This window comes from Paenibacillus sonchi, assembly GCF_016772475.1.
Classification (GTDB): Bacteria; Bacillota; Bacilli; order Paenibacillales; family Paenibacillaceae; genus Paenibacillus_AQ; species Paenibacillus_AQ sonchi.
In genome coordinates this window covers 564,033-581,708 of record NZ_CP068595.1, presented here as the reverse complement: position 1 = coordinate 581,708, position 17,676 = coordinate 564,033, and the positions used below count along the sequence as shown (strand labels likewise).

The 17,676-nt window shown below is 53.9% G+C and carries 13 protein-coding genes and 1 pseudogene; 12 read left to right on the top strand and 2 right to left on the bottom strand.

Features of this window, described 5'->3' with window-relative positions:
- The first annotated feature begins 296 nt into the window (after positions 1–296).
- The 3 genes and pseudogenes from JI735_RS02610 (at position 297) to JI735_RS35190 (ending at position 2,831) form a co-directional block, all read left to right on the top strand.
- Positions 297–1,030 (top strand): annotated as a pseudogene (locus tag JI735_RS02610) (class I SAM-dependent methyltransferase).
- Positions 1,031–1,070: 40 nt separating this feature from the next.
- The gene (locus JI735_RS02605) at positions 1,071–2,096 is read left to right on the top strand and encodes an MBL fold metallo-hydrolase (protein ID WP_325175570.1); all 1,026 of its coding nucleotides are present in this window, start codon (positions 1,071–1,073) and stop codon (positions 2,094–2,096) included.
- Between the two features lie 513 nt (positions 2,097–2,609).
- Positions 2,610–2,831: a hypothetical protein gene (locus JI735_RS35190; protein WP_233476214.1), complete on the top strand. Its 222-nt coding sequence runs from the start codon at positions 2,610–2,612 to the stop codon at positions 2,829–2,831.
- Positions 2,832–2,865: 34 nt separating this feature from the next.
- Here JI735_RS35190 and JI735_RS02595 read toward each other — a convergent pair whose 3' ends face one another.
- Together JI735_RS02595 and JI735_RS02590 are read right to left on the bottom strand one after the other, a co-directional pair.
- The gene (locus tag JI735_RS02595; protein WP_039838102.1) at positions 2,866–3,801 is read right to left on the bottom strand and encodes a hypothetical protein; all 936 of its coding nucleotides are present in this window, start codon (positions 3,799–3,801) and stop codon (positions 2,866–2,868) included.
- Between the two features lie 238 nt (positions 3,802–4,039).
- The gene (locus JI735_RS02590) at positions 4,040–4,645 is read right to left on the bottom strand and encodes a phosphatidylglycerophosphatase A family protein (protein ID WP_039838101.1); all 606 of its coding nucleotides are present in this window, start codon (positions 4,643–4,645) and stop codon (positions 4,040–4,042) included.
- 176 nt (positions 4,646–4,821) lie between these two features.
- On the opposite strand from JI735_RS02590, the gene JI735_RS02585 reads away from it, so the two are divergent.
- The 9 genes from JI735_RS02585 to JI735_RS02545 all read left to right on the top strand — a co-directional run bounded on the left by JI735_RS02585 (position 4,822) and on the right by JI735_RS02545 (position 17,673).
- The gene (locus JI735_RS02585; protein ID WP_039838100.1) at positions 4,822–5,946 is read left to right on the top strand and encodes a GerMN domain-containing protein; all 1,125 of its coding nucleotides are present in this window, start codon (positions 4,822–4,824) and stop codon (positions 5,944–5,946) included.
- Positions 5,947–6,307: 361 nt separating this feature from the next.
- The gene (gene rph / locus JI735_RS02580) at positions 6,308–7,066 is read left to right on the top strand and encodes a ribonuclease PH (RefSeq protein WP_039838099.1); all 759 of its coding nucleotides are present in this window, start codon (positions 6,308–6,310) and stop codon (positions 7,064–7,066) included.
- A gap of 1 nt (position 7,067) precedes the next feature.
- Positions 7,068–7,721 carry an XTP/dITP diphosphatase gene (locus JI735_RS02575; protein WP_039838098.1) on the top strand — a complete coding sequence of 218 codons (654 nt, stop codon included), beginning with the start codon at positions 7,068–7,070 and terminating at the stop codon, positions 7,719–7,721.
- Positions 7,722–8,176: 455 nt separating this feature from the next.
- Complete coding sequence (locus JI735_RS02570; protein ID WP_202677018.1) at positions 8,177–10,117, top strand: glycosyl hydrolase family 18 protein; 1,941 nt, start codon at positions 8,177–8,179, stop codon at positions 10,115–10,117.
- 142 nt (positions 10,118–10,259) lie between these two features.
- Positions 10,260–12,689 carry a glycosyl hydrolase family 18 protein gene (locus JI735_RS02565; protein ID WP_202677017.1) on the top strand — a complete coding sequence of 810 codons (2,430 nt, stop codon included), beginning with the start codon at positions 10,260–10,262 and terminating at the stop codon, positions 12,687–12,689.
- A gap of 287 nt (positions 12,690–12,976) precedes the next feature.
- Positions 12,977–14,305 carry an ABC transporter substrate-binding protein gene (locus JI735_RS02560; RefSeq protein WP_039838092.1) on the top strand — a complete coding sequence of 443 codons (1,329 nt, stop codon included), beginning with the start codon at positions 12,977–12,979 and terminating at the stop codon, positions 14,303–14,305.
- 70 nt (positions 14,306–14,375) lie between these two features.
- Positions 14,376–15,257 carry a carbohydrate ABC transporter permease gene (locus tag JI735_RS02555; RefSeq protein WP_039838091.1) on the top strand — a complete coding sequence of 294 codons (882 nt, stop codon included), beginning with the start codon at positions 14,376–14,378 and terminating at the stop codon, positions 15,255–15,257.
- Positions 15,254–16,102 carry a carbohydrate ABC transporter permease gene (locus JI735_RS02550; RefSeq protein WP_233476213.1) on the top strand — a complete coding sequence of 283 codons (849 nt, stop codon included), beginning with the start codon at positions 15,254–15,256 and terminating at the stop codon, positions 16,100–16,102. Before JI735_RS02555 ends, JI735_RS02550 begins: the two co-directional genes overlap by 4 nt.
- 35 nt (positions 16,103–16,137) lie before the next feature.
- Positions 16,138–17,673, top strand: a complete 1,536-nt coding sequence (locus tag JI735_RS02545; protein WP_039838089.1) for a DUF4127 family protein — start codon at positions 16,138–16,140, stop codon at positions 17,671–17,673.
- Positions 17,674–17,676: the final 3 nt, after the last annotated feature.

Genomic DNA, 17,676 nt, shown 5'->3' with positions numbered 1-17,676 from the left:
GTCCAACCATTTCCTGTAGTAACGACCAGACCCGTATGAAAATCTAAATTCCAACTGAACTAAAAGTGGCTAAAGAGTTGCCGTGACGCGGGAAGTATGACGAAATGGCGACTCTTTTTTGAGTTTACCCCTAAAAGGCGGTACAATTGCGTTACATTAGGCGGTGTATTCAAGCCCCGATATTAGGAGGAAAAGCAGGAGCATAGCCGCAGATTTGGGAGAGTTAAGGTTTGAATACACGCATTAGCATACATAGAAAAAGCTTGTGCAGGCGCTGCTGCGGGAGGAGAAGGAACATGGGCGAGTGGTACGAGGAGAGCTTTGGCGAGGATTATCTAATTGTATACAGGCACAGGGATTTCGGCGGGGCACGGCGCGAGGTGGAGAAAATGATCGGCTGGCTGGAGCTGCCGCAAGGCGCCAAAGTGCTGGATTTATGCTGCGGCATGGGCCGCCATTCCCTGGCGCTGGCGGAAGCGGGCTATGAGGTTACGGGTGTGGATTTGTCGGATGCGCTGCTCCGTGAAGCACGGGCGCAGGCCGGGGCAGAAGCGGTCACCTGGATACGTTCGGATATGCGCAGGCTGCCGCTTGAAGGCGGTTTTGCGGCTGTGGTGAATTTGTTTACTTCGTTTGGATATTTTGAAGAGGATGAGGAGCAGGTGAAGGTGCTGCGGGAAATTCACCGTATGCTGGTGCCGGGCGGCAAATTCATTGTTGATTTTTTGAATCCGGCCCATGTGATCCGTCATCTGGTTCCGCACTCAGTCCGTGAGGACGGGGACAACCTGATTGATGAGTCGCGGCGGATTGAGGATGGCTATGTCAAGAAGGACATCATCCTGACCTCAAAGTCAGGGGGTGCCCCCGCATATATCATGAGCGGGTCAAGCTGTATCCGCTGGAGAAATTCCGCGAGATGATTGCCGCTGCGGGCCTTCAGCTGGAGGCCGTGCACGGCAGCTATGAGGAAGATGAGTATGAGGCGGAGAATTCGCGGCGGATGATCTTTACGGGCGTGCGTCCCTAGGATGGTATCAGGGAGAAGATTCAGGGGAGGCGGCGACGGCATGATGCCAAAGACAGACATCACCACATGGGAAGGCGGCATTCTCCAGTTCTCGGTTCCGATGGCTCCGCCGCTGCGCCAGGTGAACAGCTATATTCTGCCTGACCGGAACGGACAGCTTACGGTGATTGACCCCGGGCCGCACACGCCTGAGGCGGAAGCGGCATGGGAAGCTGTGCTTCAGGAGCTGGACTGTTCCTGGAGCGCAATCCGGGATATCGTGGTGACGCATCATCATCCGGACCATTACGGTCTTGCCGGCTGGCTGCAGGCCCGCAGCGGCGGCAAGGTCTGGATGTCGGAACGGGCCCATGAAGAAGCCCGGCTGACCTGGGGAGCGGAGGGGATTCTGAATGAAGCGCTGCCGCTGTTCTTCCTCCGCTACGGCATGCCGGAGGACTGGGTACAGGGAATCAGGGAGCATCTGGAGAGCTTCCTGCCCCAGGTCACCCCGCAGCCGGAGGTGGCCTATATCAACGCGGCAGAGCCGTTCATCATGGGCAACCGCAAATGGCAGCCGCTGGTAACCGGCGGACATGCGCCGGGGCATTTGTCCTTTTATCACGGCGGCAGCGGGCAGATTCTCTGCGGCGATGCCGTGCTGCCGCAGATCTCGCCCAACATCAGCCTGCAGCCGGGCAGCGATCCGCAGCCGCTGCGCACCTTCATGGAGGGGCTGCGCGAGCTGCGCAGCCTCCGGGTGACCCGTGCGTTCCCGGGACACCGGGAACCGTTCACGGGCTTCACGGAGCGGGCGGACAGCCTGCTGCGCCATCACGAAGAGCGGCTGGAGCAGGCAGCCGCTCTGCTCGCGGGCGGCCCGCTCAGCGGCTTCGCGGTATGCGAAGCGCTGTTCCGCAGCCGCGTGTCCAGCGCGCACCAGATGCGGTTCGCGATGAGCGAGGCGCTGGCGCATCTGGCCGAGCTGGTGCGCCGGGAGCGGGCGGAAGTCACCGGGCCGGAGCCCGGCGGGGTGACGATGTTCGCGGCAGTTAATCAGGCTGCCCGCCCGGCAGCAGATGAATAGAGGCCAGGTTGCGTATACGGAGGGAACCCGAGAATAGAGGCCAGGCCGCGTATACGGGGTGAACCATGTATGCGCAGCCTGGCTTTTTTGGATCAACAACGGTAAAAGTGCGTTAATGAAGCCCACGAGGCGGATTCGCTCCGAAACAACGGCAGAAATGCCGTTGATGAAGTCCCGCAGACTAGATTGTTCGGTAAAAGTGCCGTTGTTGAACCGGTGAAGGCCGAATCTTGGAAATTATAAAGTTGAGGGATCATTCTAGATCTCCTCATTCCAACTAGTGCGTGCTCACTGGCTTATTCGCAAACGCTAGTTGGAAAAAGGGAGCTTATTTTTCCCGGAATTCAAAAATTCTGAGAATTAGATGGAAAAAGTAAACTTAATGGGGATAAATTCCTCGTCCAATGGCGAAATGAGCTGAATTAGTGTACCTTTTTCCACTTCATCTGCTGAAAAAAAGGGTGAGCAAGCAAATTAGTTTCCCTTTTTCCACTTAGAGTTGCCGTGGGATTCATGGGGAGTCGTTCTCCAGGTAACGCTAGACTGAAATTCAAGACGGCTGGACTGCCGTGGGGAACAGTGTATATCTACAACGGCAAAAGTGCCGTTGTTGAAGCGCCCGTAGCGGGTTTGCCCCGAAACAACGGCAAAAGTGCCGTTGTTGAAGCACCGCCGGCGGGTTTGCTCCGAAACAACGGCAGAAATGCCGTTGTTGAAGAACCCCGGGCTGGTTGAAGCGCCCGGGGTTGTTCGCACTGCATATAGACGGCTAGTCCACTTTTTTTATCTTGGACGGGTTGTTGATTTTGTATTTGACCGGATGCTGGGTGAGCTTTTTGGCGACGACCTTTGCCTCGAAGGAGAGGGTGTCGCCAACAGCCAGCTCCAGCTTTTTCAGCGTGGCGCTGTGGCTGGACCAGACTTCCTCGATGGCAAGATCTTGTCCCTCCACGGTCACTCCCTCATAAATGATTACCTCGTCGTCGTTATCCGAGAAATGATTGGGCACGGTTGTGAACTCTTTGACGGTGGCTGTCATCTGGAGTTTCTCGTCCGGCAGGACAAGGGCCGGTTTCTTTTTGGATTTAGCCGGCTTCTTCGGAGCCTCTGGCGTTTCATCGGCAGGTGCTGCCCCAGCAACTGTCGCATCTACCTCGGCAGCACCTGTCCCGGCAACAGCAGCACCTGCCCCAACAACAGCAGCACTTGCCCCGGCAACAGCAGCACCCGCCCCATCAACATCTGCACCTGCCCCAGCAAGTGTTGCACCTGCCCCAGTGCCTGCAGACGTTCCGGCTGCGGCCTGGACGTTTTCGTCCCCTTCAGCTCCGGGTGCTGCATCTACAGCGTCTGCATCCTTGTCTTCCTCCATAACCTCTTCGGAAGAGGTCGGGGAGTCCTCCGTCTTAACTGCATCGGAAGCTGCGCCTGCCCTTGAGCCGAAGGCGGCGGTCTGCATTTCTTTTAGATAAGCGGGATGAATGCAGTGCTGCTGCTTATTCTCGAACTGAATCACAACGGTCTGAGGATCCACATATCCGACAATTTCACAAGGCAGCGTGAACCCTTGCCGCTTATACAGATAAGTTTTTACCCGGGTAGCTGTACTGGACAAAAGATTCCATTCCTTGCAGCGCTCGATCAGCTCATCTTCGCTCTCAAAATCCTGTACTGACACCGGGCTGATTACAAACGAATAGGTCATCCTGGTGTTCACCTTCTTTCCAATCTATTATTCCAAGCGTTCTTACTGCCAAAACCCAGGGTACGGAAAAACGTAAACCTATTTCTGCAGGCCGGTAAAAGGGTGGGGACGTGCTAAATTCCGCCGAGCATCTACCCGGTATTCCGCGAACATCTCGCCGATTCTGCCGAGCATCTACCTGATTCTGCCCGAGATTCTGCCCGAAATAGATATACCCATCCGGCAAAGCTTGCCCGCTTCACTCGTGCTGCAGCTTGTCCGTTGCCGCCTTCCGGGAGGCTGCCTCAAGATCTTCGGGCGCATGCGGCTGGCCCAGCTCCTGTTCGCGCTCGGCCTGCTTCCGGTGTGCGATGCGGGAGCTGGCGGCAGCAGCTACAGCCCCGACAATATCGTCCAGATAGGTATGGATTTGGCCGGTGGTTTTGTCATTCAGACGCTCCAGCACACCGGGCTTCAGCTTGTCCACATAACCATAGTTGGTGAAGCCGATGCTCCCGTATACGTTCACAATTGAAAAAGCCAGAATTTCATCTACGCCGTATAAGCTTTCGTCGTTTTCAATCATATCCTGCAGAGGGGAGAGCAGCTTGCCCTCTTCGGCCAGCACATCCAGCTGGATGCCGGTCAGCACAGCATTCTGCACCTCGCGTTTGCTTAGCACCATCTCTACGTTATGCACACACTCTTCCATGGTCAGATTCGGATAGTATTTCTTCTGCAGCAGCATCACCAGCTCGGCGATTTCTTCCAAGGTTACTCCGCGTTTATGCAGCCAGAATGTGGTTGCTTCCGCGACCTTTTTGCTGTTTAGACTGTAAGGTATTTTTGCACTAGCATCAGCCATGTTCAGTCACCCCGTAATTTAAGTCTTAGTTTGATTGGTTTAGAAAATTGTACCCTGCCTGTGCAGTAATTGTCCAGAAACCGGCAATTTAGGATAAGCTGTTGTTATTTTTTGAGCAGAGGGCTCGTATACATAGCAGTACAACTGATCTCAAGCGTTGAAAGGGGTAATCATTCATGAAGCATATGAAACCAATCCGCGGGCTGTCCGCGGCTTGCCTGCTCGCAGTTCCATTAACCTTGTCCGGCTGCGGCCTGTTCGGCTCGGAGTCGGCATCGGTAGACCCGCCCCCCAGCGAGGTCGAAGCGCAGATGCTGCAGGTCAGCGGCGAGGGAACGCCGGATACAGGGGTACTCGGGCCTGTAGCGCTGGATGAGGCCGATCTTGCGGCAGGGGTGAGCACGGATACTGCGCCTGCGGCTGCAGCCGGGGAACGGACAACCGTTTTCCTGGAGGATGGCAACGGCCTGCTCGCACCGGTATCCCTAAGCTTGCCGGAAGGCGATAACACCGCCATGCTGAAGGATTCGCTTGCTGCGCTCGTCAGCAAGGGGCAATATGCTTCGGCATTGCCGGAAGGCTTCAAGGGTGTGCTTCCTGCCGGTACAGAGGTAAAGAACATCACCGTAGACAAGGATAAGCTGGCTGTGGTTGAGTTCAATTCCAAGTTTAACGATTACGAACCCGCAGATGAGCGCAAAATCCTTGAAGCGATCACCTGGACACTTACCGGCCAGGACGGGATTCAGGGAGTGCAGCTGTGGGTGGATGGCAAGAAGCTTACGGAGATGCCGCTGCAGGACACACCGCTGGACCGCCCGTTAACACGCACTCTGGGAATCAACCTGCCGAAACACGGCCCGCTGCTGATGAATTCAAGCGCGGTTACCGTATATTTTTCCGCAGCAACGTCTGACGGCACTCATCAGTATTATGTACCTGTTACCCGCTTTGTACCCGCAGGGCAGGATACGCTGAAAGCGGCGCTGAATGAGCTGATTGCCGGACCGGAATCAGAGAAGGGGCTGGAGATGGTGATGACCCAGGAAACTGTGCTGGATTCCGTGGAAGCGGGCCAGAACGGAGTGGTCACGGTTTCCCTCAACGATGATATGTTCGCCGACGGCAAGGGCATACCGGCGGAAATGCTGGAATCGGTCGTGCTTACCGTTGCTCAGAACTCGGACGATGCTCTGGTACAAATCCGCATGAACGGGCAAAAGACCGTTACCGGCACCAATAATGTAGATTACGGACAGCCGGTTTCGGCGCCGGAATATGTGAACGTACTCCCGCTGTAGAATCGAAAGCAAGGTCAAAAGATGCTTTTATGCCTGCTCTTTGGTAGAATAAAGCTTGCTAACAAGAAACGGCTGCCTGGAAGGAGAAAGAACTCTCCTGAACCGGCTGTTTGCCGTAAGCGTTGCAGGTATCTGTGCTGCGGGAACAAGACACTAAGCTGTCGCGTAAGCTCTTCCAAATCTTATAGATGAACTTTAATGGTGATGCCGTCCTGAGCAGTCGAGGACGGCATCCCTTTCTGCTTAGAATATAAGAGGGCGAAATGTTGCTGCAGGGGCTTTATTACCCGTAAACATACGTGCACAGGGCCAGGCGGAATTCACAACAAACTTAGAGCTAAAGATGTAGGAGGCAGAAAAGATGAGATCAAACGGGCGCCATGCAGATCAGCTTAGGCCGCTGACAATAACCACCCAAACCAATAAATATGCTGAAGGTTCTGTAATCATTGAAATGGGGGACACCAAGGTCATTTGTACCGCAACTGTGGACGAGAAGGTTCCCCCGTTCCTGAAAGGACAGGGCAAAGGCTGGGTCACGGCTGAGTACTCCATGCTTCCCCGTGCCACACAGACGCGCAACCAGCGGGAAGCGGCACGCGGCAAGCTGACCGGACGCACGATGGAAATACAGCGGCTGATCGGCCGGGCACTGCGTTCCGTGGTGAACCTGCATGCTCTCGGCGAGCGCAGCATTACGCTGGACTGCGATGTCATTCAGGCAGACGGCGGGACCCGGACGGCTTCGATTACGGGTGCTTTTGTAGCCATGGCTTTTGCGGTTAACAAAATTGCGCTGCAGCATAAGCTGAGCGTGTTTCCGATTACAGATTATCTGGCGGCGATCAGCGTGGGGGTTGTCGGCGATGAGACGCTGCTCGATCTGAACTATGAAGAGGATTCCAAGGCGAAGGTCGATATGAATGTGGTGATGACCGGCGGCGGGGCTTTTGTAGAGGTCCAGGGCACCGGCGAAGAGCGTCCGTTCACCCGCCAGGAGCTGGATCAGCTGCTGGGCCTGGGCGAGAAGGGGATTTATGAGCTGATCGCTGTGCAGAAGGAAGTGCTGGGAGCCATCGCGCTCAAAATTCCTGCAGGCCAAACCGGCCAAGAGGTGTAGTATGGAGTCCGGCAGCGGTGTTCTGATTGTAGCGACGAAGAATCAAGGCAAGGTGCGCGAGTTCCAGCATGCGTTTGCACCGCTTGGCCTGACCGTTAAAAGCATGTTCGATTATCCCGGTCTGCCCGATGTGGTGGAGGATGGAACGACTTTTGCCGAGAATGCGCTGAAAAAGTCAAAAGCGGTCGGGGACGCCCTCGGCTTCCCCGTTCTGGCGGATGACTCCGGTCTCTGTGTCGATGCCCTGGATGGAAAACCGGGGGTCTACTCGGCCCGTTATGCGGGTGAAGGCGCGGACGATATGGAGAATAATCTGAAGCTGCTGAACGAGCTGGAGAAGCTGAAGCAGGGGGAAGACACCGGCCAGCCGCTGCTAAGTACAGCCCGCTTTGTCTGTGCTTTGTCTTTGTACGATCCAGTGACGGGCACAGAATTGACTGCTGAGGGAACCGTGGAAGGCTGGATCACCTCTGAGCAGGCGGGGGCAGGCGGCTTCGGCTATGATCCCCTCTTTTACCTGGCAGAGTATGAAAAAACCATGGCCGAGCTGACGCTGGAAGAGAAGCAGGCGATCAGCCACCGGGGCAAGGCGCTTATGCTCTTAACCGGGAAGCTTGCGGCGCAGCAGGGACAGCAGGGACAGCAGAATCAGTAAAAGCAACCCTAACTTAAAATGAATGAAGGCTATGCTGCCCAAGTGAGGGACAGTATAGCCTTTTTTTGGTACATAATTTGGAAATTAGATGATATTATCCCCCGACTATGGAAATTTCTCCCTAGATTAATCAGGTGCTTTATATGACAATAAGATTGCCTTCATCCTTCTTGCGTTATAAATTCTCCCACATGCTCACCATCCCCCAACCGTTATGCAGGTATAAGCAGGTGCCCGGACAACATTACCGAGATTGCAACCCGTGAACAGCAACACCAGTAAGGGCACAGATTATTTTTCGTGCGCTTTTTTGTGTGCTTAATCTACCATCCTGATCTCGTGAATCTGATAGAGACACTGGATGAAGGTGAATCCGAACCAGGAGGTGACTTTGGGGAGCTTTGCCTGTAAAGCAGTACTGTAAGCTATGCATTGAACCGAGGAGGTAAATGAAAATGAAGTCGAAAAACAGCAGATTTCGAAAAACCTTTGCGCTTGGCATGGCCGTTGCTCTTGTAATCGCACTCTTTTCAACGATAGGCACCAGTGTCAAAACTGCAAATGCGGCTGCGGGTTACAAGCTCGTCGGTTATTATGCTTCCTGGGCGGCCTACGGGCGGTCCTACAACGTAACGGATATCGATCCCGGTAAAATGAATGTGATCAACTACGCGTTTGCCGATATATGCTGGAACGGGGTTCACGGCAATCCTGACCCGACCGGACCGAATCCGGTCACCTGGACCTGCCAAAATGAGCAAGGCCAAACGATCAGCGTTCCGAATGGAACGGTTGTGCTGGGTGATCCCTGGATTGATGCCCAGAAAAGCTTCGGGGATGACAAGTGGGATGATCCGATTAAAGGCAACCTGAAGCAGCTCTGGAAACTGAAAGAAAAGAACCCGAATCTCAAAACGGTGATATCCATTGGCGGCTGGACCTGGTCAAACCGTTTCTCGGATGTTGCCGCTACAGCAGCGACCCGCGAAGTATTCGCGAATTCCGCAGTCGATTTCATCCGCAAATATCATATGGATGGTGTCGATCTGGACTGGGAATACCCGGTCAGCGGAGGGCTGGCAGGCAACAGCTACCGTCCGGAGGATAAGCAGAATTATGTGCTGCTGCTGCAGAAAATCCGTGAAAAGCTGAATGCCGCCGGAACCGCTGACGGCAAAACCTATCTGCTGACCATTGCCTCCGGTGCAAGCCCTGCCTACGTTCAGAATAACAATCTCAGCGGGATTGCGGCCATTGTCGACTGGATCAACATTATGACCTATGACTTCAACGGCAGCTGGAACACGACTACCGGACACAATTCTCCGCTCTACTATGACCCGGCGGCAGCCTCGTCAGGTCTGAGCGATCCGGCGAATTTCAATATCGACAAGGCTGTCACAAGCTATCTGGCAAACGGAGTCCCTGCGAACAAATTGGTCTTGGGCCTGCCGTTCTATGGACGCGGCTGGGGCGGTGCGCCGGGTACAGGAAACGGGCAATATCAGGTGTCAGCCGGTATTTCGTCTACAGGCACTTGGGAAAAGGGGAATTATGATTTCTGGGATCTCGAAGCCAACTATATTAACAAAAACGGTTATACGCGCTACTGGAACAACACCGCTAAAGTTCCATATCTCTATAATCCGTCTACACAAACATTCATCAGCTATGATGACGCGGAGTCCATCGGCTATAAAACCAGCTACATCAAAACCAAAGGTCTAGCAGGAGCGATGTTCTGGGAGACCAGCGGCGACCGCAACAAAACGCTGCAAACCAAGCTGAACACCGATCTGGGCGGCGGAGTAGTGCCGACCCCTACGCCGACAGCTACAGTGAAACCAACAGCAACGCCAACGGCCACAGTGAAACCGACGGCTACACCGACGCCAACAGCTACACCGACGCCGACGCCAACGGCTACAGTGAAACCAACCCCAACGCCTACATCTACTGTGACGCCGACGGCAACACCGGGGCAATGTTCGGCGGAGGCTTGGAGCGCAACAGCCGTATATACCAAGGGGCAGCAGGCCTCCTATGGAGGTGTGCTGTATGAAGCCCAGTGGTGGACACAGGGGGAACGCCCTGATCTGAGCGGGGCCTTCGGGGTCTGGAAGGCGATCGGCAGCTGCGGCAACACCACGCCAACGCCAACGCCGACGGCTACGGTGAAACCAACATCAACACCTGTACAGACGGCAACACCCGTGCCAACCGCTACAGTCAATCCGTCGGCCACGCCCGGCGCATCCGCCTGGGCCGCAGGAGTGGCCTATACAACAGGCGATAAAGTAAGCTACAGCGGCAAAACGTACACCTGCCTGCAATCTCATACCTCGCTGGAGGGCTGGGAACCGGCGGTAACACCGGCCCTATGGCAGCTGAACTAGAATAATAGGGCAGGCATCATACAACGGCGTTCCGGCAGCAACCTCCCTTCCGGGTTTATTTTAACGGTACAGGATTTGTGCAAGCGAACGCCGTTTCTGCATTTTATGGCAATAACATGATCTGAAAGTGGAGGAATGCAAGATGAAACGATTGAAGTCAAGGCGTGTAACATTACCTTCTCTGCTGGCGGTATTGATGGGGCTGACCCTTCTCTTGCCCTTCTATCCAGGGTCAGGAAGCAGCGCTAAGCTGGTGGCAGTCGCGGCCGGAGCTGCTGCTGAGGCACCACCGCCTGCTGCGGACCATCCCCGCAAGATTGTTGCCTATTTCCCTGAATGGGGGGATCAGGAGAACAAAGGCTTTTATACGGTGAGCAAAATTCCTTGGAGCAAAATCACACACATTAACTATGCTTTTGCCAAAGTGAATGCCCAGAACAAAATTGACTTCATGGACCGTGCAGCGGCGATTGAAAAAGACTATTCCGGTCAGCTTACCGATGTGCCGTTCAAAGGGCATTTTAATCAGCTGATCAAATACAAACGGCTCTACCCGGATGTGCGCACCCTGATTTCCGTCGGCGGCTGGTCCGCCTCAGGCGGTTTTTACAATATGGCGAATTCGGCGGCAGGCCGGGAGACCTTTGCCAACAGCGTGGTGGATTTTCTGCGCACATATCAGTTCAACGGGGTAGATATTGACTGGGAATATCCGTCCGGCACCGCACTTTCCGGCAACCCGATTGACTCCTCCGTGGCCGAGCCTTTGCGTGCGGTCAATTATGACAACTATGTGCTTCTGATGAAAAAGCTGCGTGAAAAGCTGGATCTCGCGGGTGCGCAGGATAACCAGAAATATGACCTGACTATCGCTGCGACGGCTTCTTCGTGGGTTCTCGGCGGGATGAAGCTTGGTGAAGCGAATTCCTATTTGGATTGGGCAAATCTCATGACCTATGATTTCCACGGCGCGTGGAACGGCTATGTGGGGCCGCAATCCGCCCTCTACCCGGATTCCCGCGACACGGAAACGGCTGCACTGGGTACGCCGGTGCTGAACACGGACTGGGCAGTCCGGTACTATCTCGGTACACTTCCGCCTGAAAAAATCGTCATTGGGGTTCCTTACTACTCGCGGGGCTGGAAAAATGTCAGCGGCGGGATAAATAACACGGGCCTCTATGGTACTGCTCCGACTACGGGCGGGGGAGCAGACGGAATTTACGGCATCTGGAATGATCCTGCTCCGGAGAAGCCTTCCGGGGCTAACCCCGTCTGGCATATCCTGAATCTGCTGAAAGATCCGGCCAATCAGCGGTTTTTTGACCCTGTAACCAAAACACCGTATCTGTACAACGCAGACAAGAAGGTGTTCCTGACTTATGAGGATAAGGAATCGCTGGGCTACAAGCTGAACTATATTAAGGAAAAAGGCCTCGGCGGGATGATGCTCTGGGAGCTGACGGGAGACTATTCCCAGCAGGCGGACGGCACATGCACATACGGCAGCTCGCTGACTGACTATGCCTACGAACAGTTGAAAACGGCTGGTGCGCCGGGCGGCCCCGTCAAGCCGGTATTGCCTTCACCCAAAAATTTCAGCATTTCCTTCGGCGGCACCTACGATCATCCGAACTATACCTATTCGCTGAAAATAACCAACAACACTGGAGCGGAGATTCCCGGGGGCTGGAAGCTTGAATTTGATCTGCCGACCACAACTGCGCTGACCTCAGCCTGGGGAGCGGGAGCTGTGGAGCGAATCTCGACAGCCTGGGATTTCAACCGCTACCGGCTGACCGGAACGGCATCACAAGCCATAGCAAATGGTGCGACCCTTGAGCTGCAGGGCATGATGAAGCTGAATTTCTCCGGCGGTCCGCAGCGTTTTATCCTGAACGGCAGCTCGTCGCAGAAGGAATACGACAAGCTGTATGGAGGTGTGACCCCAACCCCGACACCGTCAGCCACGGCAACGGCTACCGCGAAGCCAACACCAACGCCAACAGCCACAGTAAAACCGACGGCTACACCGACACCAACGCCAACAGCCACAGTGAAACCGACGGCAACACCGACGCCGACGCCAACAGCTACAGTGAAACCAACCCCAACGCCTACATCTACTGTGACGCCGACGGCAACACCGGGACAATGTACGGCAGAGGCTTGGAGCGCAACAGCCGTATATACCAAGGGGCAGCAGGCCTCCTATGAAGGTGTGCTGTATGAAGCCCAGTGGTGGACACAGGGGGAACGCCCTGACCTGAGCGGCACCTTCGGGGTCTGGAAAGCGATTGGCAGCTGCGGCAACACCACGCCGGCGCCGACGGCTACGCCAACGGCTACGGTGAAACCAACATCAACGCCTGTACAGACGGCAACACCCGTGCCAACCGCTACTGTCAACCCGTCCGCAACGCCCGGCGCATCCGCCTGGGCCGCAGGAGTGGCCTATACAACAGGCGATAAAGTAAGCTACGACGGCAAAACGTACATCTGCCTGCAATCGCATACCTCGCTGCAGGGCTGGGAACCGGCCACGACGGCCGCCCTTTGGCAGCTGGACTAAAAGCGGGTAGGGAATGGGCACAACTTTTCAAACCGCATTTATTGTAATCATGGGTTGTCATACAGATTCACATTGTTCGGCAAAAGCTTGCAGGGAAGGCATCGCTTTCCTCTGCAAGCTTTTTTGTGGACTGAAAAGGAGGAGAATTTCTTTTTTTATTTTATTTTAGAAAAAAATATTCATTTTTATGGCAAAGCCTGCTATACTCCTAAGAAAGAGAGGGTTAAGTTAGGGAATCTGACATTGGCGTAACTCTCGTCTTACACCACTATTAAGGGGGATTTTGTGTGAGGACAAACAGACCGTTCTTTATTCTGTCGCTGTTCGTTGTATTGGCGTTGTCGATGCTGCTTGCCGGGTGTGGAGGAAATGGAAATCCGGCTGCTCCGGCCAACACTGCAAATGCCACCGGTGCACCTGCTGAACAGACGGATAGTCCCCAAGCGGAACCTGTTACGCTGGAATTTTGGACGATTGCCCTTCAGCCTACCTTTAATGACTATTTCAATGATCTGATCGCGAAATACGAGGAAAGCCACCCTGGTGTAACGGTTGAATGGAAGGATTATCCCTACGATGCCATCTCACAAAGGCTGCTGACAAGTACAGCCAGCGGCAAAAGCCCCGATGTAGTAAATCTCAATACAGAATTCGCCAGCCAATTGGGGAGCAAAGGTGCTTTACTGAATCTGGCGGAATATCTAACGGGTGAAGAGAGGAATTCTTACTTTGAAGGGATTTATAACTCTACTGTTATTGACGGCAAAGCTTATTCTCTTCCATGGTATACAGGTACGGAAGTCTTATTCATGAATAAAAAGCTCGTGGAGAAGGCAGGCCTGGATCCTGCCAATCCGCCGAAAACCCGGGAAGAGCTGATCGAGTGGGCCCGTCAGATTCATAAGCAGACCGGTGCGGCCGGTTATGCGCAGCAGCTTGTATCCAAGCTGTTCCCGATAGACGGAATCTCCATTCTGAATGAGGACAAAACAGCAGCGGCCTTCAATACGCCTGAAGCTGAGGCAATGATCTCCCAAATGCGCGATTTGATGAAAGAGGGCGTGGTTCTGAAGGAGGATGCGGATTTCAAAAAGCAGATCCAGTATTTTTCCGGTGAACAGGTAGCTTTCCAGCTGTCAGGACCAACGTTTATCAATTTTATCAAAACCTCGGCGCCGGATGTGTATGCAAATACGATTGCGGTTCAGCTTCCGACAGGCAAAGCCAACCTGCGCCTCTCCAATTCCATGGATCTGGTTGTGCCGCAGAAGTCGAAGAATCCGGAGCAGGCGGTGGAATTCGCCGCATTCGTGACCAATGCGGATAATCAGACTTCCTTCTCCAAGGTTGCCAACACACTGCCGTCCTCTAAAGCATCGATCCAAGATCCTTTCTTCACGGAATCCGACGGTACTCTTGAAGCTGAGGCGAAGGTTGTTTCTTCGCAAAGCCTGGATAAAGCTACTGATTATATGGTCGGAGTTCCAAGCGCATCCGATATCAACTCCGCCATTGCCCGCGGATTCCAGGAAATATTGCTAAACGGGGCGGACATCAAGCAGACACTGGATGCCGTGGAGAAGGAAGTGAACAGAATCATAAGCCAGGGTTCATAATCCGGTTGCGGATTCGGGGAGGCGCTGCTCCTCCCCTCTTTTAGAAAAGAGCGGAAGGGAGGAAGATTGAATGAAGAGCTGGTTTCGTTCCGAGTCTTTCAGCGCTTGGGCGTTTATGACGCCGGGTCTTTTGTTTCTCGCTGCTTTTACATTCTGGCCGATCATTTACGGAATTCCGCTTTCATTAACCGATTATTCGGTCATTACCGAAACGCACTATGTGGGTTTTGAGAATTTTACCAGAGCCTTTCAGGATCACAATTTTATCATTTCGTTATGGAATTCGCTGGTGTATGTCTTGATTGTTCCGGTTATTCAGGTGATTTCCATCCTTATGGCTATCCTTGTAAACAGCCGCATTCCGGGCGTGAAGATGTTCCGGACAGCTTATTACATTCCGGTCGTGACTTCGATGGTGGCGGTGGCCCTGATTTGGAGCTGGCTGCTGGGCAATAACGGGGTGGTTAATTATCTGCTTATACAGGCGGGTATCATCAGCGGACAGGTATCATGGCTGTCAACCAGCAGCACTGCCCTGTACGTTCTGATGTTCATCACCATGTGGAAAGGCCTCGGTTATTATATGATGCTCTATCTGGCAGGTCTTCAGGGTGTTCCCTCAGATCTGTATGAAGCGGCCAGAGTGGACGGGGCGAACTTCCTGAAGCTTATTATTCATGTCACTATTCCCCTGCTGAGGCCCCATATCCTGTTCTGTACACTGATCTCGGTTATGGGGGCAATCCGGGTATTTGATGAGGTGTACATTCTGACAAAGGGCGGACCGGGAACCTCCACTCTTACCTCAAGCGTGTATATTTTTCAAAAGGGGCTGGAACAGTTCAACTTCGGATATGCGTCGGCGCTTGGCCTGATAGTCAGTGTTCTTGTAGGGGCGCTTAGCGTTCTGGTATTCCGGCTCAATCGGAAAGGCGGGGTGAACTCATATTGAACCCAACCAGCAGATCAACCAAACAGCTGATCACAGGAATCCGCTATACCATCATCTACACTCTGTTAATTCTGTTAGCCCTGTTCATGATGGGACCTTTCCTCTGGCTGCTGAGCGTATCGCTGATGCCCGGCAGGAATGTGTTCTCAAACCCGCCGGCCATCCTGCCGGCGTTCATCGACTTTGACAACTACGTGCAGGTCTGGAAGTTCATGTCCTTCCCGCGGTATATCTCGAACACAGTCATTATTACAGCGCTTGGGGTAGTATTTAATATTTTGCTGTCCAGTCTGACGGCATATCCGCTGGCTGTTTTTCATTTCAAAGGCCGGAATATCGTCTTCTCACTGCTGATAGCCACTATGATTATTCCGTCCTCGACAGCGATGATCGTGCATTATTTGACCATCCAGGCCTTTCATCTGGGAAATTCATTTCTGGGCGTGGTGCTTCCGGCCGCCGTCTCGGTGTTCAATATCTTTCTGATGCGCCAGACCTTTCTGGGGGTTCCGTCCGATATCCGCGATTCGGGGAAAATGGATGGCGCTTCAGAGCTGCGCATCTTCTGGCAGCTGGTCCTGCCGCTCGTCAAACCGGGGATTGCCGTGATTGGGCTGCTTGAGGTTATGGCGTTCTGGAATAACTTTCTGTGGCCGATTGTTGTACTTGAAGACCCCGGAAAATATCCGCTGGCAGCAGCGCTTACGTACCTGAACGGCCAGTTTTCCTATAACTTTGGCTGGATTGCCGCGGGAACTATGATATCGGTTACGCCAATTATTGTCGTCTTTCTGTTCACACAGAGATATTATATGGAAGGAATCGCAGGCGCCATCAAAGGTTAGATGGCGAATACTGACAGAGAGGATGGCGGGTATTCATGTCGAAGTCATACACAATCGCTTTTGTGCCGCTGGATGAGCGGCCCTGCAATTACGGGTTCCCCCCTCTTTTGGCCAGGGGAACAGAATTTGAGGTGCTGCGTCCCCCGATGCAGCTGATGGGGCTGAAAAAACGTCCCGGAGATGTAGACGGGTTGTGGACATGGTTCGAGGAAGCCTGCTGTCAGGCGGATGGAGCCGTCGTTGCTTTGGATACGCTGCTATATGGAGGGATTATTCCTTCCAGATTGCATAGCTTGAAGCTGGAGGAGCTGGCTGCAAGGCTGGATAAGCTGCGCGCCTTCAAACGCAGGCACCCGAAGCTGGTCATTTATGCCTTTCAGCTCATTATGCGCTGCCCGCAGTACTCGATTTCGGACGAAGAACCGGATTACTATGCCGACTGGGGACGGGAAATTTTTCGCAAAGGCTTCATCAGCCACCGCAAGGAGCTGGGAGCAGCCTCGGACGAGGAACTTCAGGAGCTTGCAGAAATTGAAGACCGCCTGCCCCGGCAAATACTGGATGATTATCTGGGCCGGCGGAGCATCAATATCGAAGCGAACAAGCTGGTGCTGGAGCTGGTGAAGGAAGGCATTATCGGGTTCATGATCTTTCCGCAGGATGACTCGGCTCCCTTTGGACATACGGCCAAAGACCAGCAGAAGGTACGTTCACGGATTACTGAGCTTGACCTGGAGCTTAGAGCTTATATGTATCCTGGTGCCGATGAGGTGGGGTGCACCCTGCTGGCACGGATGATCAATAAGGCCACAGGAACAGTGCCGCTTATTTATCCGCGGCTGTCATCGGTACAGGGGGCGTTTGTCACCCCGCTGTTCGAGGACCGTTTTTTCTATGAGACGCTGAAGTACCAGATTACAGCCGCGGGCGGCCTGATTGCCTCCAGTGCCGGGGAGGCCGATCTCGTGCTTCTGGTCAATACGCCGGGTGAGACCATGATCGAAGCGGCATCGCAGCAGGGTTCCTTTTTCAGCTATGATGTGTACCGGAACCTGATGGAAATTGTGGAATACGGGGATTATATCTTGAAGCATAAGGGAAAGCCAATCGCCGTAGCCGATGTCGGATACGCCAATGGCGGGGACCGGAAGCTGGTGAAGATGCTGCGGGAGAAAAATATTTTGTTTAAGCTGGCCGGATATGCGGGCTGGAATACAAGCTCGAACACGCTCGGTACAGTCATTTCTCAGGCAATGATATACCTGCATTACGGACGTACACAGGAGCATTTGGATTTTCTCGGCCTCCGTTATGCCGAAGATGTCTGCTACTGCTCGGTTGTCCGGGGCGAACTCAGCGATGGTCCGGTCCAGGACATGGGTTTCGGCAAATATCTGCTCGACGGGCAGCGCGGGAGTGTAGCGTCCATGGTTGAACAACGGCTGCGTCAGGAGTTGGCTGTTAGAATTGACGGCCCGGAGGGAAGGGTAGAGATTACAGACTGCTACATGCCGTGGAACCGGATGTTTGAGGTGGGATTGTCCGTCCGTTTTGAGCCTTCTGGAGAATAGAAG

Bases quoted from the DNA above. Each gene is read 5' to 3' on its own strand.
- JI735_RS02605 (WP_325175570.1), top strand. From the start codon at position 1,071: ATGATGCCAAAGACAGACATCACCACATGGGAAGGCGGCATTCTCCAG.
- JI735_RS35190 (WP_233476214.1), top strand. From the start codon at position 2,610: ATGGGGAGTCGTTCTCCAGGTAACGCTAGACTGAAATTCAAGACGGCT.
- JI735_RS02595 (WP_039838102.1), bottom strand. From the start codon at position 3,801: ATGACCTATTCGTTTGTAATCAGCCCGGTGTCAGTACAGGATTTTGAG.
- JI735_RS02590 (WP_039838101.1), bottom strand. From the start codon at position 4,645: ATGGCTGATGCTAGTGCAAAAATACCTTACAGTCTAAACAGCAAAAAG.
- JI735_RS02585 (WP_039838100.1), top strand. From the start codon at position 4,822: ATGAAGCATATGAAACCAATCCGCGGGCTGTCCGCGGCTTGCCTGCTC.
- rph (WP_039838099.1), top strand. From the start codon at position 6,308: ATGAGATCAAACGGGCGCCATGCAGATCAGCTTAGGCCGCTGACAATA.
- JI735_RS02575 (WP_039838098.1), top strand. From the start codon at position 7,068: ATGGAGTCCGGCAGCGGTGTTCTGATTGTAGCGACGAAGAATCAAGGC.
- JI735_RS02570 (WP_202677018.1), top strand. From the start codon at position 8,177: ATGAAGTCGAAAAACAGCAGATTTCGAAAAACCTTTGCGCTTGGCATG.
- JI735_RS02565 (WP_202677017.1), top strand. From the start codon at position 10,260: ATGAAACGATTGAAGTCAAGGCGTGTAACATTACCTTCTCTGCTGGCG.
- JI735_RS02555 (WP_039838091.1), top strand. From the start codon at position 14,376: ATGAAGAGCTGGTTTCGTTCCGAGTCTTTCAGCGCTTGGGCGTTTATG.
- JI735_RS02545 (WP_039838089.1), top strand. From the start codon at position 16,138: ATGTCGAAGTCATACACAATCGCTTTTGTGCCGCTGGATGAGCGGCCC.